The sequence below is a fragment of the Paraflavitalea devenefica genome, assembly GCF_011759375.1.
Taxonomy (GTDB): Bacteria; Bacteroidota; Bacteroidia; order Chitinophagales; family Chitinophagaceae; genus Paraflavitalea; species Paraflavitalea devenefica.
In genome coordinates, this window is the sequence record NZ_JAARML010000001.1 from 2,383,696 (window position 1) to 2,402,124 (window position 18,429).

At 47.7% G+C, this 18,429-nt stretch carries 10 protein-coding genes; 9 read left to right on the forward strand and 1 reads right to left on the reverse strand.

Annotation, left to right across the window (positions count from 1 at the left end):
- Positions 1-80 precede the first annotated feature (80 nt).
- Both HB364_RS09600 and HB364_RS09605 read left to right on the forward strand, forming a co-directional pair.
- On the forward strand, positions 81-1,277 hold the full coding sequence (locus HB364_RS09600) for a phosphoglycerate kinase (protein WP_167287665.1): 1,197 nt from the start codon (positions 81-83) through the stop codon (positions 1,275-1,277).
- Between the two features lie 215 nt (positions 1,278-1,492).
- Entirely contained in the window at positions 1,493-3,691 is a 2,199-nt protein-coding gene (locus tag HB364_RS09605) for an ATP-binding protein (RefSeq protein ID WP_167287666.1), read from the forward strand.
- 3 nt (positions 3,692-3,694) lie between these two features.
- Here the strand turns inward: HB364_RS09605 and HB364_RS09610 are convergent, their stop codons facing one another.
- Positions 3,695-4,777, reverse strand: a complete 1,083-nt coding sequence (locus HB364_RS09610) for a PQQ-dependent sugar dehydrogenase (protein ID WP_167287667.1) — start codon at positions 4,775-4,777, stop codon at positions 3,695-3,697.
- Positions 4,778-4,946: 169 nt separating this feature from the next.
- On the opposite strand from HB364_RS09610, the gene HB364_RS09615 reads away from it, so the two are divergent.
- The 7 genes from HB364_RS09615 to HB364_RS09645 all read left to right on the forward strand — a co-directional run bounded on the left by HB364_RS09615 (position 4,947) and on the right by HB364_RS09645 (position 18,428).
- Complete coding sequence (locus HB364_RS09615; protein ID WP_167287668.1) at positions 4,947-5,537, forward strand: LemA family protein; 591 nt, start codon at positions 4,947-4,949, stop codon at positions 5,535-5,537.
- 19 nt (positions 5,538-5,556) lie between these two features.
- Positions 5,557-6,018: a TPM domain-containing protein gene (locus HB364_RS09620; protein ID WP_167287669.1), complete on the forward strand. Its 462-nt coding sequence runs from the start codon at positions 5,557-5,559 to the stop codon at positions 6,016-6,018.
- Positions 6,019-6,038: 20 nt separating this feature from the next.
- Positions 6,039-6,839 (forward strand): TPM domain-containing protein, encoded by an 801-nt coding sequence (locus tag HB364_RS09625; protein ID WP_167287670.1) that lies wholly within the window; start codon positions 6,039-6,041, stop codon positions 6,837-6,839.
- A gap of 725 nt (positions 6,840-7,564) precedes the next feature.
- Positions 7,565-9,904 carry a hypothetical protein gene (locus HB364_RS09630; RefSeq protein WP_167287671.1) on the forward strand — a complete coding sequence of 780 codons (2,340 nt, stop codon included), beginning with the start codon at positions 7,565-7,567 and terminating at the stop codon, positions 9,902-9,904.
- Positions 9,905-9,914: 10 nt separating this feature from the next.
- Complete coding sequence (locus HB364_RS09635) at positions 9,915-11,006, forward strand: DUF973 family protein (protein WP_167287672.1); 1,092 nt, start codon at positions 9,915-9,917, stop codon at positions 11,004-11,006.
- On the forward strand, positions 11,003-11,524 hold the full coding sequence (locus HB364_RS09640) for a hypothetical protein (RefSeq protein ID WP_167287673.1): 522 nt from the start codon (positions 11,003-11,005) through the stop codon (positions 11,522-11,524). Before HB364_RS09635 ends, HB364_RS09640 begins: the two co-directional genes overlap by 4 nt.
- A 4-nt stretch (positions 11,525-11,528) precedes the next feature.
- Entirely contained in the window at positions 11,529-18,428 is a 6,900-nt protein-coding gene (locus HB364_RS09645) for a hypothetical protein (RefSeq protein WP_167287674.1), read from the forward strand.
- Position 18,429 lies beyond the last annotated feature (1 nt).

Consider the following 18,429-nt stretch of genomic DNA (forward strand, 5'->3'; position numbering starts at 1 on the left):
GTCACACCAAAGCCTCGGCAATTGCCGGGCTGCCGTTTCCCGACGTTCATCTCTTTGCGGTTACTTTTTAAAATCACTATATGTCTACATTTAGCCAACATAACTTCAAAGGAGAAAAAGCCCTTATCCGGGTCGACTTCAACGTTCCGCTCGATGATAAATACAACATCACCGACGATACACGTATCACGGCTGCCATACCTACCATAAAAAAAATATTGAACGATGGCGGCAGCGTCATCCTCATGAGCCACCTGGGCAGGCCCAAAGACGGACCTACTGAAAAATACTCGCTCAAACACCTCATCAAACACATCAGTGAGCTCCTGGGTGGTACTACTGTACTATTTGCCAATGATTGCATTGGTGAGCAGGCTTACGTAACCGCCGGTATGCTTAAAGCCGGTGAAGTGCTGCTGCTCGAAAACCTGCGTTTCTACAAAGAAGAGGAAAAAGGTGATGAAGCCTTTGCTGAAAAACTCTCCAAACTGGGTGATATATACGTGAATGATGCCTTTGGTACTGCCCACCGGGCGCATGCCTCTACAGCCGTCATTGCTAAATTCTTCCCGGCTGACAAGCGTATGTTTGGCCTGCTTATGGAAAGTGAGGTAGCCAGCGCTGAAAAAGTATTGCACCAGTCACAGAAGCCTTTCACGGCCATCATTGGCGGCGCCAAAGTATCGGATAAAATACTCATCATTGAAAACCTGCTCGAAAGAGCTACCGACATCATCATCGGTGGCGGTATGGCTTACACCTTCATGAAAGCCCAGGGCGGTAAGATTGGTAAATCACTGTGCGAGGACGATCGCCTGGATACAGCAAAAGACCTGCTCAAAAAAGCAGAAGCAAAAGGCGTTTGCATCCACCTGCCTTCTGACTCCACCATTGCCGATAAATTTGATGCCAATGCCGAAACAGCCGCATCACCCAGCAATGCCATCCCCGATGGCTGGATGGGGCTCGATATAGGAGTGATGGCCTGTGATCAGTTTACCAACGTCATCAAACGTTCCAAAACTATCTTATGGAATGGACCGATGGGCGTATTTGAAATGGAGAAATTCCAGCATGGCACCAAAACCATTGCCGAAGCGGTAGCGGCGGCTACACAGCATGGTGCTTTCTCTCTCGTAGGAGGAGGTGACTCAGTAGCTGCTGTCAACCAGTTTGGTTTTGCCGATAAAGTAAGCTATGTCTCCACCGGTGGTGGCGCCATGCTCGAATACTTTGAAGGAAAGACCCTGCCCGGCATCGCCGCCATAAAGGGATAATATCATAAATATTTATAACCTTTCCCCTTGCTAAGGAGTCCTTCAGGATCCGGCTGGTCATTGTTTGGCACAAATCACTATACAACAAGCCGCTTTGTAAAAAGCGGCTTTTCTGTTGCCCTTCGTAGCAAACGTACTTATACCTTCCCCCGGTTCACTTTTTCTTCGTAATTTTTGGGAGCATTTGACTTATGCTCAAACACCCAATAGTTGCTTTGGCGAACACAACCATCCTGGTAATGCTCCTGCTCATCGGCGCATTACCGGAGGTCAACGCTCAATCCTATACCAAAGCAGACTCCCTGAAGATCTACCAACTGCTCGATAAGGCCGATCAGGAAGCGGTCACAGGTTCGCTCGACCTGGCCATGCAGTACACGCAGCAGGCATTGCTGATAAGCAGGGAACATAAAATGCTGCGGGGCGAAGGATTCGCCAGGCTAAAAGAAGCAGACATCCTCCTGCAAAAATCCAACACCACCAGCATCAATGGTCATATAGAGGAGGCAATAAAGATAGCGACCCGGCTGAAAGATAGTTTCATGCTAGCCCTCGCCAACTATCAGCACGGCCAGAGTTTGATGTACCAGGAACAACACGAGCTGGCGGAAAAACTCTTCCACAAGGCATTGGCCCTTCACTTCGAAAAAAATATCACCAGCTACACCGGTCTTGTGTACAACGATCTCGGATTTATGTTCGGCATATTGGGCGAATTTGAAAAACAGGCCATGTGGCTCCTGAAATCCATCCGCGTATACGAACAGGTAGAAGACCTGCCAGGCCTGGCCACTGCTACCAGCAACCTCGCCTCGGTATACTACAGCCTGGGCAACCGCGAAGAAGCCATCCGGTATACCAGGCAGGCCATTGCCATGAGAGAAAAAGTTGGAGACATTGCCGGCCTCGCCACCTCCTATGGCAACCTGTCATTATTTTACAGGGCAACATCGATCGACTCAGCCATCAGGTACCAGGAGATCGCAACCAGGTATGCAGAGAAAACAGGCGTGAAAGCAAAGCTGGTGCCCGGGTATGATAACATGTCGGTGCTCATGAACATGCAGCAAAGGAAGAGGGATGCGCTCGAATATATTAAGAAGTCGATCACGATCTGCCGGGAACTGGATGATAAACTTGGACTGGCACACAAAACAAGATGGGCGGCATTGCTGTGTGGCGATTTGAAAGATACTGCAACCGCACTGGCGTACCTGCGTGAGTCGCATGATCTGTCACAACAACTAAACAACAAAACCCTCTGGCGTGATTACTACGGTAGTAAATCGGCCTACCATAAAAATCAGGGCGATTACAAAAACGCCTACGAAGAAATCAGAAAATACTACCTGTATAAGGATAGCCTGGTAAATGAATCCACACAGACCAATATAGCCGAGTTACAGACCCAATACGAAACAGAGAAAAAAGACCAGGCTATTGTGGCGCTCAATGCCGAACAAAAGATCCGCCAGTTGGAACTCGAAAAACAAAAAGCCGTCATTGCCGGCAACCAGGAAGAAGCCAAACGGAAACAAAATGAAATTGATCTGCTCGTTCAGTCACAACAACTGCAGGAGCTCAAAATAAAACAACAGGAAGAAGAGCTCGAAAAACAAGGGCTCCTTACACAGGCCAAAGAACAAAAACTACAACTGGCCGATAAAGAGCGGATACTGCAGGTGAACCAGCTACGTGCCCAGCGGCAGCTACGCAACACCTGGATCATTGGCACCCTGCTCATTCTGGCGCTCGCAGGGGTACTCTTCAACCGTTACCAGCTCAAAAAGAAACTGGAACAACAAAAAGAACTGGAAAATATCCGCACTAATATTGCCCGGGACCTGCATGATGATATAGGCTCTACACTGACCAGCATTAGCATCCTGTCCAAGGTGTCACAGAACAACCTTTCGCGCGACATTCATAAATCCGCCACCATACTCGAAAACATAACAGAACAATCCCAGCAGATCCAGCAGGCCATGAGTGATATCGTATGGACCATCCGGCCCGACAATGACAAATTGGAAAACATGGTCATTCGTATGCGGGAATACGTAAGCCATACCCTCGAAAGTAAAAACATAGACATAGACTTTGACGTAGATAAAGACATCCTGCAGGAAACCCTGGCCATGGAACAGCGACGCGACTTTTTCCTCGTATTCAAAGAGGCCATCAACAATGCAGCGAAATACGCACAGGCAAGCCGGGTGGTCATCAGGCTCTGTCGCCGGGATAATTGTCTGCAGCTAACAATTCAGGACAATGGTAAAGGATTCGATACCAATCTTATTACCTCCTCCAGCGGTCTTAAAGGCATGCGGGAAAGGGCTACAGCATTAGGAGCAAATCTCAGCATCGAATCAGCGCCGCAGAACGGCACCACCGTTCAACTGCAATTTGTCTGATCCCTATTTCTTATTGATCACAATAATCTTATCATTATTGCCATTACTGGTACACACATATACCTTTCCGTCCGGGGAAATACACACATCCCGCATCCTTCCATACTTATTAGTAAAAAACTCATTCGTTTCTGTAATCGCGTCGTGTGTGTTATTCAGCTTTAACTGCACCAGCCGGCTATTCTTCAGGGTAGTTACCAGGAGGGAATGCTTCCATTGCGGCAACAGGTCCTTCTCATAATAATCCATACCGCTCACTGCAATAGTAGGGGTCCAGGCTTTTAGTGGCTCCTTCACATTGTGGGTAGAACAAAAACTTTGCTCCCCACCTTCACAAAATCCTTTTACATCGGGCCAGCCATAATTCCTGCCTTTCTCAATAACATTAATCTCGTCATCAGAGTCAGGGCCATGTTCCGAACTATACAGCTTGTTATTGGCATACACCAGTCCTTGTGCATTACGATGGCCATAACTCCATACGGGATTGCCGGGAGTAGGGTTATCGGCAGGGACCGTTCCATCCAGGTTCAGTCGCAGCACCTTACCATTTACAGAACCCATATCCTGCGGTAGTGATTGGTCGGCCGCATCGCCGGTGCTGATATATAACTTATTATCAATAATAACCAGGCGGCACCCGTTATGGATATTAGCGGCCGAAATATTGTCAAAAATCGTCAGTGGGTCCGTCAAAGTAGTGCCATTATAACTATACCGTACAATCTTTTCACGGTAATTGCCGCCGTTATCATAATTGTAAGCCACAAAAACATGCGGGGTAGTAGCAAAGGAAGGATGCAGGGCCATGCCCAGCAAACCACCTTCTCCCTGGGTTTTAACATCCTTAATAGCGATCAGGAGCGTGGCCTCTCCGGTTTGCGGGTTAACACGGCTTACCCGTCCGCCCCGTTCCGTCATCCAGATAAAATCATCCGGTCCCCAGACAATCTCCCAGGGAAAAGAAAGATTCTGTGTCAGAACCGTATCATGGATATTCGCCGGTGTGGAAGGGCTATCTTTATCATCTTTGTCGCAGGCGGCAAGCATGCCCAGCAGGCAAATGGAAAAAATGACGTTTTTCATGTAATATAATTTAGCAGGGATACACTAATGAATACGAAAATCGTGCCGTGGGGCGTTGGTATGCATAACCCATTGATTGGCACAACAAAAACATTAAATTCAACAATAAAATTTACACGGGCTCTATAGCAAAAGTGTTAATTTTAATACGTAATCAAATCTTATACAAATGAAGTCGCGTTATCTCGTTCTGATCGTTATTGGCGTATTCATCCTCATCCTGGGCGGTTGTGGTTGCAATGGCTATAACAACATGGTTAATCTTGATGAAGACGTAAAAGCAAAATGGGGCAATGTACAAAGTGACTATCAGCGCCGGGCTGACCTCATCCCCAACCTGGTAAATACAGTGAAGGGTGCTGCTAACTTTGAGCAGGAAACGCTCACCAAAGTGATGGAAGCCCGTTCAAAAGCTACGGCTGTTAATATCAATGCAGGTGAACTTACACCGGAAAAAATAGCGCAGTTCCAACAGGCGCAAGGCGAACTGAGCGGAGCGCTGAGCCGCTTGCTCGTCACCGTTGAAAGATATCCTGAGCTCAAAGCCAACCAGAACTTCCTGGACCTGCAAAAACAACTGGAAGGAACAGAGAACCGGATCAAAGTTTCCCGGAATGATTTCAATACATCCGTGCAGGGATACAACTCCACCGTCCGCAAATTCCCCAACAACCTCTTTGCAGGTATGTTTGGGTTCAGGGTGCGTGATGGCTTCAAAGCAGATCCGGGTGCCGAAAGAGCGCCGGAAGTAAAATTCTAAATCAAGCGCAACAACATTCATGGCATTTTTCCCATTCTCCCGAAAAAGCGATTTCTTTTCAGCAGACGAGAAAAAGCAGGTCATCAAAGCAATCCAGGACGCAGAACTGGCCACCAGTGGCGAAATCCGGGTATACATAGAAAGCCGCTGCCGGTATGTAGACCCGCTCGACAGGGCGGCAGAACTCTTCTGGTCGCTCAAAATGGACTATACAAAGGACCATAACGCGGTACTTGTATACGTGGCAGTGCGCGACCACCAGTTTGCAGTCTTTGCCGATCAGGGCATCCATGAAAAAGTAGGCAATGAATTCTGGAACAAGGAAGTGCAGGCAATGAAAAAGCACTTTGTGCAAAATCATTATGCCGATGCAGTAGTGCAGGTCGTTACAGATGTAGGCGCTGCGCTGCAGCATCACTTTCCTTTCAACCGGGAAACAGACAAAAATGAATTGCCGGATGACATCATATTCGGACATTAATTACTGAATAGGATTTATACATGAAAAGACTGGTCGCCATATTCTTTGTACTGTTATCCATAACAACCTGGGGGCAGAACATTGATGAAATCATAAAAAATAAGCCCACAAAGCTTGTTAATGACTATGCGAACGTGCTCTCGCCGGATAGTGAGCAGCAACTGGAGCGTAAGCTCGTGGCTTACGACGATAGCACCTCTACGCAGATTGCAGTAGTACTGGTCAAAACACTCGATGGCCGGCCTATTGAAGAAACGGCGTTGTCAATCCTTCGTGGCTGGGGTATCGGTAACAAGAAAACCAATAATGGTGTACTCATACTGGCGGCTATTGACGACAGGCAGATCCGCATAGAAACAGGTTATGGGCTCGAAGGTGCTATACCCGATATCACAGCCAACCAGATCATCCGCAATGACATAGCGCCCAACTTTCGCTCCGGCGATTACTATCAGGGGCTCGACAAGGCCGCACAATCGCTCATACAGGCTGCGAAGGGAGAGTACAAGGCGCCGGAGGGATATGGAAAGCGTAAATCAAAAGGCAGTGGTGGTATTGGCAACATCATCGGGTTCATAGTCATCATCATCATCATTGCCATCTTTGCCGGCAGGGGCCGTGGCGGCGGTGGAGGCGGTGGTTACATGAGCCGCAGAGGTTATGGCGATGTATTGACGCCTTTCATCATCGGCAGCCTGCTCGGTGGTGGAGGCAGAGGTGGCGGCGGAGGCGGCGGTGGCTGGTCCGGCGGTGGCGGTGGAGGCTTCGGCGGTTTCGGCGGCGGAAGCGGCGGTGGCGGTGGAGCCAGTGGTAGCTGGTAATCTGTTAAACATATTCTCACATTCTTTACTGGGCGTAGGTTTTACCTACGCCCTCATTTTTTATAACCACCCTGCACACTTACCGGCCAAAACTGCACACTTACCGGTCAAAGCTGCACACTTAATAAATTGCTTGCAGATGATAGGAGGATTTGTATATTTTTATAACTGAAGATTTGTTGATTCCGTACACACATCAATATCGTTCCCATATAAACCCAACTTTGCTTATGTTGACCACTCACCCTTTAAAAAGGCTTCCGGATAAGCCGCTTTCGTTCCGGCATCTTTACCATTCTTTTATTGTACTTCTTCCGGATACACATTTGTATCACGCCTGAGTGTGATATACTTCCGTACCCCCTTAAGGGAGCTGTAACCATACATTCCTCATAGCTCCCACGATTGCTTGATTTTATTATCAGAAAGAAAGCATTCCTATGCCTTGTAAAATCATGTTTTTACGGCAGGCTACCCCTTTGTGGTCACTTGCCTTTACAGCAGTATTGTCTTTATGTGGACCTGTAGCATCGGCTCAGTCATCGGATACCAGGCAAGATACCTTGCCTGGTAAATTGAAACCTGAGATGCCTGCTAAAAAAATGCTTAATGAAGCACTTTCTGAAATAGAGCTGCACAAATACAATAACATAGTTGAGTCAATCAATAAACGGACGCCTTTTCTAAAGCAACCGGGTACCTATGATTCCGCATTAACGGATATCATGCACACTACCTTGGGCAGATCACCATTTGCCGGCATGAAAGATTCGGTAATGGGCGAATTCATGCATTACGTAGGAAATAACTTTGGAAAAGAACGTCTCAACAAAATTGTCAAAAGCTTTTCGGCTGCCGGCGATTCCGGATCATTACAACAATTTATCGGGAAAAAATTAAAGGGCTTCTATGCGATCAAAGGAAAAGAAGCATTTCACATTCCGTCTTTTGATAACCTGGTCGGCAATGATTTTAACGGCGCCCGGTACAGTGTAATAAGAGACAATGCCACCGCGGCCCCTTCTCCATGGATCCATCAATGGCAGGTGGCCGATGACCTGCGCATCATGGACATTCCCTTCCATATTGAGTTCTCCAACCTGTCCGATGGCGCTCTTCCCTTACGTTATAATAACCTCCTGAAACTTTCTTTTGATAAAGACGCATTCAGGCAGGGCGTAAAGAAAAAACTGGATAAATACTATGACCTGGAAAAATACCTGCTCAATGATATCGATATGCTTTCTTATGTAAAAAAGCATTTTGAACAGGAACTTTCCACACAGGTAGTAGGTCTTAAGTCATCTTTATTAGCAGACCCTAAAGCCATGCTGCTAAGTAAAATATCCTATGACGAATTGCTGAAGCTGGACATGGACCAGGTAAAAGAGAAAATAATGCCTGCAGCGCAAATACAGCCTCTCCGCGATCAGTTGGCTGCTTACGAAGAAGTCATTACTAAACAGGGTAAAGCAATGTTGCCGGCGCAGAAGGACTCCCTTCAGCAACTCATAAACAACAGGGCTGGTCACCTGGCTTCGCTGGAACAGATGGTAGCAAAAGTCGGCGAAGCTAAAAGCAAACTATCCGCCAGTGGTCTCAATGCCAATGACATTACCAGGTTACAACAATCGGCCAATGCACAAACCTTAAAAAAGTGGCAGCAGCCGGCTACCATCAAAGAGGCTGCTGAAAACCTCTTGCCCCAGAATGGGTTCCAGCGTTTCTTTAAAGACATCACCGCCCTCAATGCCGGCACTTTCGGCGCTAACATGAGCGAGCGTACAGTAACAGCGTTACTCTCCGGCGGTTTGCAGATGGAAGCCCTGAAAAAGAACAATCTTCTTTCCGGTGGATTTGGAAAGATCAAAGACGCCGGCTTCCTGAAAGATGCCGGTTTGCAAAACTCGCTTTTCAGTCCGGCGGTTTCCATGCAGTATGCACAGTTTGGAAAGGGTGTCACGGGAAACAACAGCACCAGGATCACGGTAATGAATGGCAATACCTTTTCACCCAATACCCTTCATTACCAGGCCCAGGCTATGGCCCGTAACATGTTTGTAGGTACCATTTCAAAAACCATAAAAGTAAGAAAGAGTGGTACAGTGGAAGCGGAACTTTCAAAATCGGCTACCCAGTTCAGGAATACAGGCAGTATTAGCCCCGACCAGGCGATGGAACATAAGAGCGCGCTGTATAGCTATGCCGATGACCTGCTGCAAACCCTTTCCGTGGGCGTGCGTTACCAGGATGATTGGGATAAAATAAACCTTTCACACAATGCGCACATTGCCTATGCAGGATTTGGGTACAACAACCCTGGTAATCCATCTGCTTCCAGGGGATCATTGCAATATGACCTGCAACTCCGCAAATACGTGGAAAAAAGAAAAGGATTTGTACAGGTGCAGATGGCCAATCGCAACTACAACTATTCAGCCGATGGTGAGCAGCGATGGAAAAACCTTCAGCTCAACCTGCAGGCCCGCTACCGCTTTACCCGGAACATAACACTGGGAGCCCGGCTCAACCAATACCAGCTCGTGCGGAAAACGCCGGCCGGAAAACAAAAAATGTACGTGAGCCGGAAAATTGCTGCCGATGGCCAGTTGAGCGGTGATATAGCAGGCATCTCGCAGCGGTCCATCGTTTCTTTGGGCTTCCAGCAATTTGATAACATACTCATGCAGCATAGTGGCAACAGCAACCTGCTGCTGTTGCAATGGGTAACAACCGTTCCATTACAAAAACTACAGGCAACAGCCAGTATATTTTACAACAAGGAACTAACAGAAAATAAACTTATAGGCGATCAGTTGAACGGTGAGCTGGGCATAGGGTATAACCTGCTGAAAACCGTGATGGTCAACTCATCCCTCACCTGGCTGGATAACAAAATGGCTGCCCGGCAAATTGGTACCCGTCAGTCCATTAACACTATCTTCTTTAAAAATTGCATAGTAGGATTATACATTGACTGGCGAAAGGACCTCGTAACGCCCGTTAATCCATACCTCTATGGGAATTTCCGGGGAGAATTGTCTGTTCATTACCTGATTAAATGATGCGTATTATATGAGGAAAGTACTTGTAACATTCTTTACCTGTCTTTCACTAATGGCTGCAGGCCAGGTAACTTTTCAGTTTGTACCGGAGCTCCAGGGGCGTACTGCTGATGGACTGCTTTGGGTAAAACTAAACAGCCAGTATCAGCAGCCGATCATCTCACTCGTGGAAATTTCCGTGTCAGAAAAAAAGGCAGGTAAAATAATCTCGGTCACCACAGGCTCTTTTCTGCTCCTGCCGGGCGCCAATGCAATAAGCAGGAATGCGGCATCTTCGGCTATCATACGGTTTGCCAATAATAACCTGGCCCGCCTGGTAAAACAAAGCAGCTCCTTTCCCGAAGGAGAATACGAATACTGCTTTCAGCTATACCGGGCCGACAAATCAGGCATCAGGGAATTGCTGGGTGAGCAATGTTTTGATTACCTCGTTGAGCCGCTAACACCGCTCTTCCTGATAGAACCCTTCCTGAAAGAACAAACCTGCGATAAACGCCCCACCTTTACCTGGCAGCCCTCCATGCCTGCTATTCCAGGGGCGCGATACCGGCTAACCCTTGCAGAAATGAAACCGGGACAGGCTATCCAGGAAGCCCTGGTCTATAACCTTCCGCTTATCAATCAGTCAAACATTACATCCCCCATACTAATATATCCTGCGGCGGCAAAATCACTGGAAGAAGGCAAATCCTACTCCTGGCAGGTCACGGTATACAGGGAAGGCGTAATACTCAATCGTTCTGAAACATGGGAATTCACCGTTAAATGCAATGATACCCCGGTGGTGGAAAAGACCGAAGGGTTCCGCGATATTGATGACCTGGCCAAAGGCAACTTTTATATCGCTAATGGCAAACTGCATTTTTCCCTACACAATGCCTATGAAAAACAAACATTGAAATATTCCATCTTCTGCCTCAATAAACCCGATCAGGTGTTCAAGCGCCTGCCTGCCATCAAATTGCAGCAGGGCAATAACAACATTACCATCGATCTGGCAGAAAACAGCGCTTTTGTAGATGGGTTCCATTACATCCTCACGGTACACCTGGTCAATGGAACAACGAAAAAAATGCGGTTCACCTATAAAACACCATTATGAAACTAATAGTGGCGGCTATCGTCAGCACAGTATTCCTAATAGCCTGTAAGGATGATTCCAGGAAACAAGCTGTACAATACTTTCAGGCGCATCAAAAAGCATTGATGGCTCAGCAGCAGGTTAATAACTTTTCCCTTCAACTGGCTTACATGCCGGCAACCGTTTTACCGGGGGATAAAGAGACCTCCTTGGATTCAGGCTACTATCATTTCAGGTTGCAGGTACAATGCCCTTCCGGCAATGGTTCCCTGTCGGGCGATAAAACATCCCTGTATTATGGATTGGACTCTCTTTTTGTGGGGGAGGGTAGTGATCAGAAAATCTATCCGGTATCCGTACAACCGGTGATCACCGGTAGCCACACACATTTTGAATACCTGCTCGTATTTGCTAAAAAAGATTGGAAACCTGGTACAACACTCGAGATCATATTCAACGACAGGCTCTTTACCAATACCAGGATGAGTTTCGTTTTCGACCGTACCAAAATTAATGAAATAGAACTTTTACACAGCTAATACCATGACCCATAGTACAAAATACCGTAAAGGGATCGCTGCCTTCCTGTTCACTATCCTGGTTGCTCAAACCCTTCTTCCTGTAACAGCGTTGGCACTTACTTCCGGGCCTGCACAGCCGGAATCCAGTTTATTTCAGCCAGCCGGCGTATCCGATATGGTTGATATGTTTACAGGTGATTTCAATTATAACCTTCCTGTATTGGATATTGATGGCTATCCCATCAATCTCTCCTACCAGTCCGGGGCAGGCATGGACGACGAAGCCAGTTGGGTGGGCCTCGGGTGGGGCCTCAACGTAGGCGCCATCACCAGGCAGTTGAGAGGCATACCCGATGACCTCAGTGGGTCCGCCTATGAAACAGAACATTATACAAAACCAAAAGTAACCATTGGCGGAAGGTTGACGGGCAAAATAGAACTGGCGGGCATGCCAAAAGGATTGAATGTTGGCGGTTCTTTATCGCTTGGTGTATTCAGCGATAATTATACAGGCATCGGCGCTGAACTGGGCGCCAACGCGGGAATATCCTACACCTTTGCGGGAAGTGGCTTGCTCACTGCCGGCATGGGCCTGGGTATTACATCCAGTACTGCCAGTGGAGTAGATGTTTCACCCTCGCTTTCCCTCGCGTATAATCAGAAAGTGTCAGACAACACAACCATTTCACCGGGACTTTCTGCTTCCCTCGGGTACAATACCCGCGGAGGATTGAAAGACCTTTCACTCGGGATCACCTTTTCAGGAAAAAGTAAAAAGTCCCATAGTTCCAATACCTATGATGTGGCCGGTGCTACCATCTTCTATAACACCGATCCCGTTCAGCCCAAAGTGCAAATACCTTATAAATCCTATAATGGGTCCTTTAGTTTCGACATCGGAGGCGCCGGTTGGCTCATCTTCGCAGGAGGGGGAGGCACCGGTTACAGAACTGTGCGCGAAGTGAAATCACAAAAAATGAGGAATCCGGCTTTTGGTTTCCTCTACGCCGAAAGAGGTAAAAAAAGGGCAGAGGCCCTCATGGATTTTGTCAGGGAAAAAGAAAATGCCATCATACCCGAAATTCCCAACCTGGCCATACCCGTGGCTACCCCCGACCTCTTTTCCTACACCAGCCAGAACGGATCGGGCCAGTTTAGATTATATAGAGGGGGCACCGGCATATTATTCGATAACGAAGCGGCTGATGAGGACGAATCCCAATCCGTTGGATTTGATGCCGGTTTGGGTGGAATAGCTCACGGGGGCGTTACCTTGTACAACCAGAATGTAACCAATACCACCAGCAAATGGAGGGATCAGAATAACTTCCTGCCGAAAGCCGACTTTCAGGACGCGCTTTCAGCCGATCCACAGGCCGAACATGCTTTCTTTAAACAGGTAGGCGAGAAAACGCAGGAAGATGAACAAATGGTGAAGCGTTTGGAGGGTACAGAGCCCATAACAGTAGACATTACCGGCAAAACGGCGAACAATAAGTGGCGGAAAGGATCACAACTGGTAACAATAGATGGTTCTATTATCAAAGATCAGAAAGAGAAAAAACGAACTGTTATCTCTTACCTCACCGCCTCGGAAGCACATCGCTCAGGCCTGGATAAAATAATAAAATACTACGATCCCATTACCTACGATCCCAACGTTCCTTTTCAGCCAACCACCTGTTCTCCGGTAACCAACAAATTCCTCTACCGGGAGTACAGTAGTTTATTGCCGCTGAATCCCTATCGCGATAAATCACACATCTCCGAACTTACGGTAACAGATGAAGCAGGTAGCCGGAGTGTATATGGTATTCCCACTTACAATGCTTACCAGCATGAATATTCTTATGCACTGGGTAAAAAAGGCTCACAAACCTATGAACAAAATACCGCTCAGGGTGATATAGACAATAACCTCGTGAAAGTTGTCAGCAATGGCGATAAACCAAAACAGGATACAGAAGGTGAAAGTGACAATTACCTGCATGTTGATAAACAGCCCGGTTATGCCAGCAGCTTCCTGCTCTCCGGCATTCTGTCTCCCGATTATGTAGATGTAACAGGCAATGGCATTACAGACGACGACCAGGGCACTGCGATCAAATTCAACTATTCCATGCTCGAAACCCTCTACCAATGGCGTACTCCCTTTGGTAATGGTGCAGTCAATAAAGCTACCATCAACAAAAGCATGATGGCCGATCCCGATGATGACAAAGCCAGCTTTGTGCACGGCGCCAAAGAACTATGGTACCTGCACTCCATCGAAACCAAAACTAAAATTGCCTACTTTATCACGGAAGACAGGCATGACGCCATGGGAGTAACAAGCTGGAATGCAACAACTCCCGGTGGCGTTAAACAAAAAGCCCTGCGCGAGATCCGCCTCTATTCAAAGGCCGATCTCACCCGTCCTATTAAAGTCGTTAAACTAAACTATGAATACCTGCTGTGTCAGCAGTTGCCCAACTTCAACCCCGATGCGGCAACTCCTCAAAAAGGAAAACTGACTTTAAAAGAAGTGTATTTTCAATACGGCAACTCTCCCAAAGGAAGTAACCACCGGTATGCCTTTTCCTACAACAATGAAGGCACTTCCGGTACCGGCGGATCGGTCGATTATGGCTTCCTGCTCACCGACCGGTGGGGCACCTATAAATCCAGGCAGGCGAATGCTGCTAATAACTATCCCGACCTGCGCAATGATGAATTCCCTTATGCTACACAGAACACTGCCGATGCAAACCAATGGGCTGGTATATGGCAGTTGTCCAAAATTCAGTTGCCAACAGGAGGAGAAATAAACGTTTCCTACGAATCCGACGACTACTACTATGTCCAGAACAAAAAGGCCATGATAATGCAAAAGCCACTGGCATTGATCAAACAGGGAGGCGATAACGCTGCTACCCTGCGGGAGGCAGAAGGCATAAAATTGTCGGTCAGCAATGCTTCCGCTTATAATGGCAACAAGCAAAAATTCATGGATGATTTCCTCAATGGGTCTGAATACCTCTACACAAAATTCTTTGTCAACGTAGGCGGTCTCGATGCCAAAGACCAGCCCAACAATGAAACATACTATGACTTCATTCCCTGTTATGCGAAAGTGAAAGAAGTGACAGCAGCCGGCTCCAACACCTTGAATGTTCTTTTTGAAACCATCACCGAAGGCGGGGAAACAATGAATCCCATCATCCATGCCGCCTGGCAACGGATGCGTCTCGAATACCCGCGGTATAGTTACCCGGGCTATAAGAACAGGGTAAAGGCAGGTGATGCCGGCAAGGCATTAAAGGCGGCAATAACCGCCATTATCAACGCCGCCAAAACACTCGATGAATTAAGGAGAAGCTTCTATGAACGCGCCTCCGACGAAGGGTTTGCCAATAACGTTAACCTGAATAAAAGCATGGTGCGCATGGCCATCACCACTCCATCGAAAAAAGGTGGTGGCGCCCGTGTAAAAAAGATTATGATTTCCGACAACTGGGCCACCATGTCGGGCAACCCGGGAAATAACAGCCTGGTACGTACCTATGGACAGGAATATAATTATACCACCACTGTCAACGGGCAGACCGTCAGCTCAGGCGTGGCCAGCTATGAACCTGCTGTGGGAAGCGACGAAAATCCCCTGCGACTGCCGGTTCCATACATCCAGAACATCCGGGGGGCGATTAATAACTTCTTTAACCTCGAAGAACCATTCGGCGAATCTTTTTTCCCTGCTCCTTCAGTAGGCTACAGTAAAGTAACGGTACGTGACCTGGATGAGAACGGCGTGGCCGATCCCGCGCGGAAAACCGGCTATGTGGTGAATGAATTCTATACAGCCAGGGAGTTTCCGGTAATCACAAAGGCTTTATCCAATAAAATGAACCAGCGTGGGCCTGCCGGATGGTATTCCTTCTTCGGAGGAAGCACGGTACATGAACTCACCTTTTCCCAGGGATATACCATTGAGCTCAACGACATGCATGGAAAACCCAAAGCGGTGCGCGTATACAATCAGACAGAAGAAGAAATATCTTCCATTGTTTACCATTACAATACAGAGCCGCTGAATGCAGGCGAAATGAAACTCAGGAACCTGGTAAACATAGTCAATGAACAAGGACAGGTGGAGGAAAACAAAATTATCGGCCGTGAAATTGAAGTATTCACCGATATGCGGCAGCAGGAAACCAGCTCCATTGGAGAAACAGTACAGATTGGAAGCGATCTCATTTACATATTTATTGGCGTCGGCGCCTGGCCCCACTTCCCTTATAAGGTCAATGACGATTACAAACTTTTCCGGTCGGCCTGTACCATGAAAGTTATCCAATACTACGGCATATTGGATAAGGTGGTAAAAACGGAGAATGGTTCTTCTATTACCACGGAGAACGTAGCCTATGACGGTCTTACCGGAGAAGTGCTGGTAACCAGGACCTGGAACGAATTCAAAGACCCGGTATACACCGTCAACTTCCCTGCTTATTGGATGCATCCCGGCATGGGGGGAGCCTACAGAACACTGGGAACAGTGATCCCATCCCTTACTACCGGAACCGATGGAAAGATCAATGCCCCTTATGATCAGTTCTTACAGGCGGGTGATGAGTTGATTTGTGTGGAAAGTAATCCCGCGCGCGAACGCTATTGGGTGATCGAGACCGCCCCCGATAACAGTTCGTCTCCGAAAACAAAAAAGCTCGTGGATTGGTCCGGTAAAGTACTGGTAAGCTTTTCCGGTAAGGAGGCAAAAATAATCCGGTCGGGTTACCGCAACGCCCTGCTGCCACCGGCTGCCAGCATGGTGTGTATGCGCAATCCCATCTCTGAAAATGTGGATCCTGCCACCAATAAAAAATACATAGTATTCTCCAAAAATGAAACACTCACTGCCTGGAAAGTGCTCACTGCTTCTGCCGTTCAGTTCGATGACAATTGGGGAATGCGTCCAACCTGCCCCACCTGCCCGGAGGGTTACCAGTTGAATGAGGACGGTATATGCGAGATTCCCCCTATAGAAAATACATCTGAATGCTTCACCCTTTGTGCAGGCAGCGCTACCCCGGGCGGGACTTACGGTAAGGAGGGAGCTGCGATCTATAGTTCCCCTACCAGTGGCTTTGTTGTGCGGAAGTCCAGCTTCTGGGGTGGAGATTGTAGCGGTTGCGGTGGTAGCGAGCGAGTGGCTGCCATGAACGTGAATGCAAAACAGTCCTCAACAACTACCTTGTCTACAATGCAGGTTTGTGGACGAACTGAAAATACCCCGAATCCCGATGACTGCGCTAACAACCTATGCGGCCGTCTCCTACGGTCAGGTATTTGGCTTTGTGCTGCCGATAAGGCAAATCCAGGCACCAATGAATGGATAGCTGTTGAGTTTTGTGTGGATATACCTGAGGCCAAAGAATATTTTATCGGTTATGCCGGCGATAACAAAATGTATATCGATATCGATGGCCAGCAATGGCAGCATTCCCTTGGTTCCGCTAACGCTTCGAGCTATGAGAATTGGCATGTCAGGCCCTACTATTTGCCGCAGGGAAAGCGCAGGATCAGGCTCACTTTTGTTAATGAACATGGTGGAGCCTCAGTAGGATTTGAGATATATAATAAAACGTATGCCGAACTGATTGTCCCTAATGTTGTGGTGCCCGATAATGACATTATCTTTTCTACGGCCCGTGACCTGCTCGGGAAAAAAGTACAGATGTTCAGGCATATGGATGGACCTAACGGTACGCCGCGCTTCACCTGTCCTTCAGGCACAGGCCCCTACGATGCCTGCGAAGGTTGTGGTAAAATTGCCATAGACCGGGCAGTGAATCCCTATGTCAAAGGTTTCCGTGGCAACTGGCGTCCTGCCGAAAGCAAAGTGCTCCAGGTTAACCGTACAGACAACAACATCTTCAATGAAAAGAAAAAGGGAGTAGACGTTAGGAACAGCGGCTCACTGACCTGGTTCAAGCCCTTCTGGTATACAGGTTCCGGTACAACAAACTGGACGCCTAACAGCAACCTGAAAGAATGGGTAACCGCTAATACCATCACGCTCTATGATAAATATGGGCAGGAGTTGGAGAACAAAGATGCCCTCGGGCGGTACAGTGCTGCCGGCTTTGTGTTCAAAGGCCAATTGCCGGGTGCTGTAGCATCCAATGCCAGGAACAGGGAAATTTGTTTTGAAAGTTTTGAAGACCTCAACTTCAATAATAATTGTACCAGTAGCAGCACAGAAACCTGTGATGTACCTGTCTGGAAACCGGTAGCTGCAGGTGATTTGGTTTCCTTTGTCACATCCACAGTGGCGCATTCAGGAAACTATTCACTGGCGCTTCCTTCCTCCGGCATCATCTTTTCTACCATCGTGCACAACCAGGAATCAAAGGCGCGTCCCTATACTGTTATTAACAATAGGGGAGAATATACCATCATTCCCATGGCAGGGCTGTTCCCGGTTGGTTTCGAACCCATATCCGGAAAGAAATACATCTTCAGCGCCTGGGTAAAAGAGCAGAACCAGCCGCTGATGACCACGCCCCCAGGCATCACCGTATCAGTAAGCGGCGCCAGCCCGGTAACCCTTAAAAGGAAAGCCTATGTAGAAAAATGGAGCCTGGTGGAAGGCGTCATCGAACTCAGCGGATTGAATGAATACAGCCCCATCAACCTGTCGATCATACCCAATGGAGCCACCAATATCGATGATATCCGCATCCATCCCTACGACGGGCACATAAAAACGTATGCCTACGATGATAAAACCCTGCGGCTGATGGCCGAAATGGACGAAAACAATTTCGCTGCTTTCTATGAATATGACAATGAAGGCGCATTGGTCCGTGTAAAAAAAGAAACAGAGCGGGGTATCATGACCATCAAAGAGAACAGGTCATCACAAAAGAAAGGACAATACTAAA

Excerpts from the sequence above, each read along its gene's own strand:
- HB364_RS09600 (WP_167287665.1), top strand. The coding sequence starts at position 81 with ATGTCTACATTTAGCCAACATAACTTCAAAGGAGAAAAAGCCCTTATC.
- HB364_RS09610 (WP_167287667.1), bottom strand. The coding sequence starts at position 4,777 with ATGAAAAACGTCATTTTTTCCATTTGCCTGCTGGGCATGCTTGCCGCC.
- HB364_RS09615 (WP_167287668.1), top strand. The coding sequence starts at position 4,947 with ATGAAGTCGCGTTATCTCGTTCTGATCGTTATTGGCGTATTCATCCTC.
- HB364_RS09620 (WP_167287669.1), top strand. The coding sequence starts at position 5,557 with ATGGCATTTTTCCCATTCTCCCGAAAAAGCGATTTCTTTTCAGCAGAC.
- HB364_RS09625 (WP_167287670.1), top strand. The coding sequence starts at position 6,039 with ATGAAAAGACTGGTCGCCATATTCTTTGTACTGTTATCCATAACAACC.
- HB364_RS09630 (WP_167287671.1), top strand. The coding sequence starts at position 7,565 with ATGCACACTACCTTGGGCAGATCACCATTTGCCGGCATGAAAGATTCG.
- HB364_RS09635 (WP_167287672.1), top strand. The coding sequence starts at position 9,915 with ATGAGGAAAGTACTTGTAACATTCTTTACCTGTCTTTCACTAATGGCT.
- HB364_RS09640 (WP_167287673.1), top strand. The coding sequence starts at position 11,003 with ATGAAACTAATAGTGGCGGCTATCGTCAGCACAGTATTCCTAATAGCC.
- HB364_RS09645 (WP_167287674.1), top strand. The coding sequence starts at position 11,529 with ATGACCCATAGTACAAAATACCGTAAAGGGATCGCTGCCTTCCTGTTC.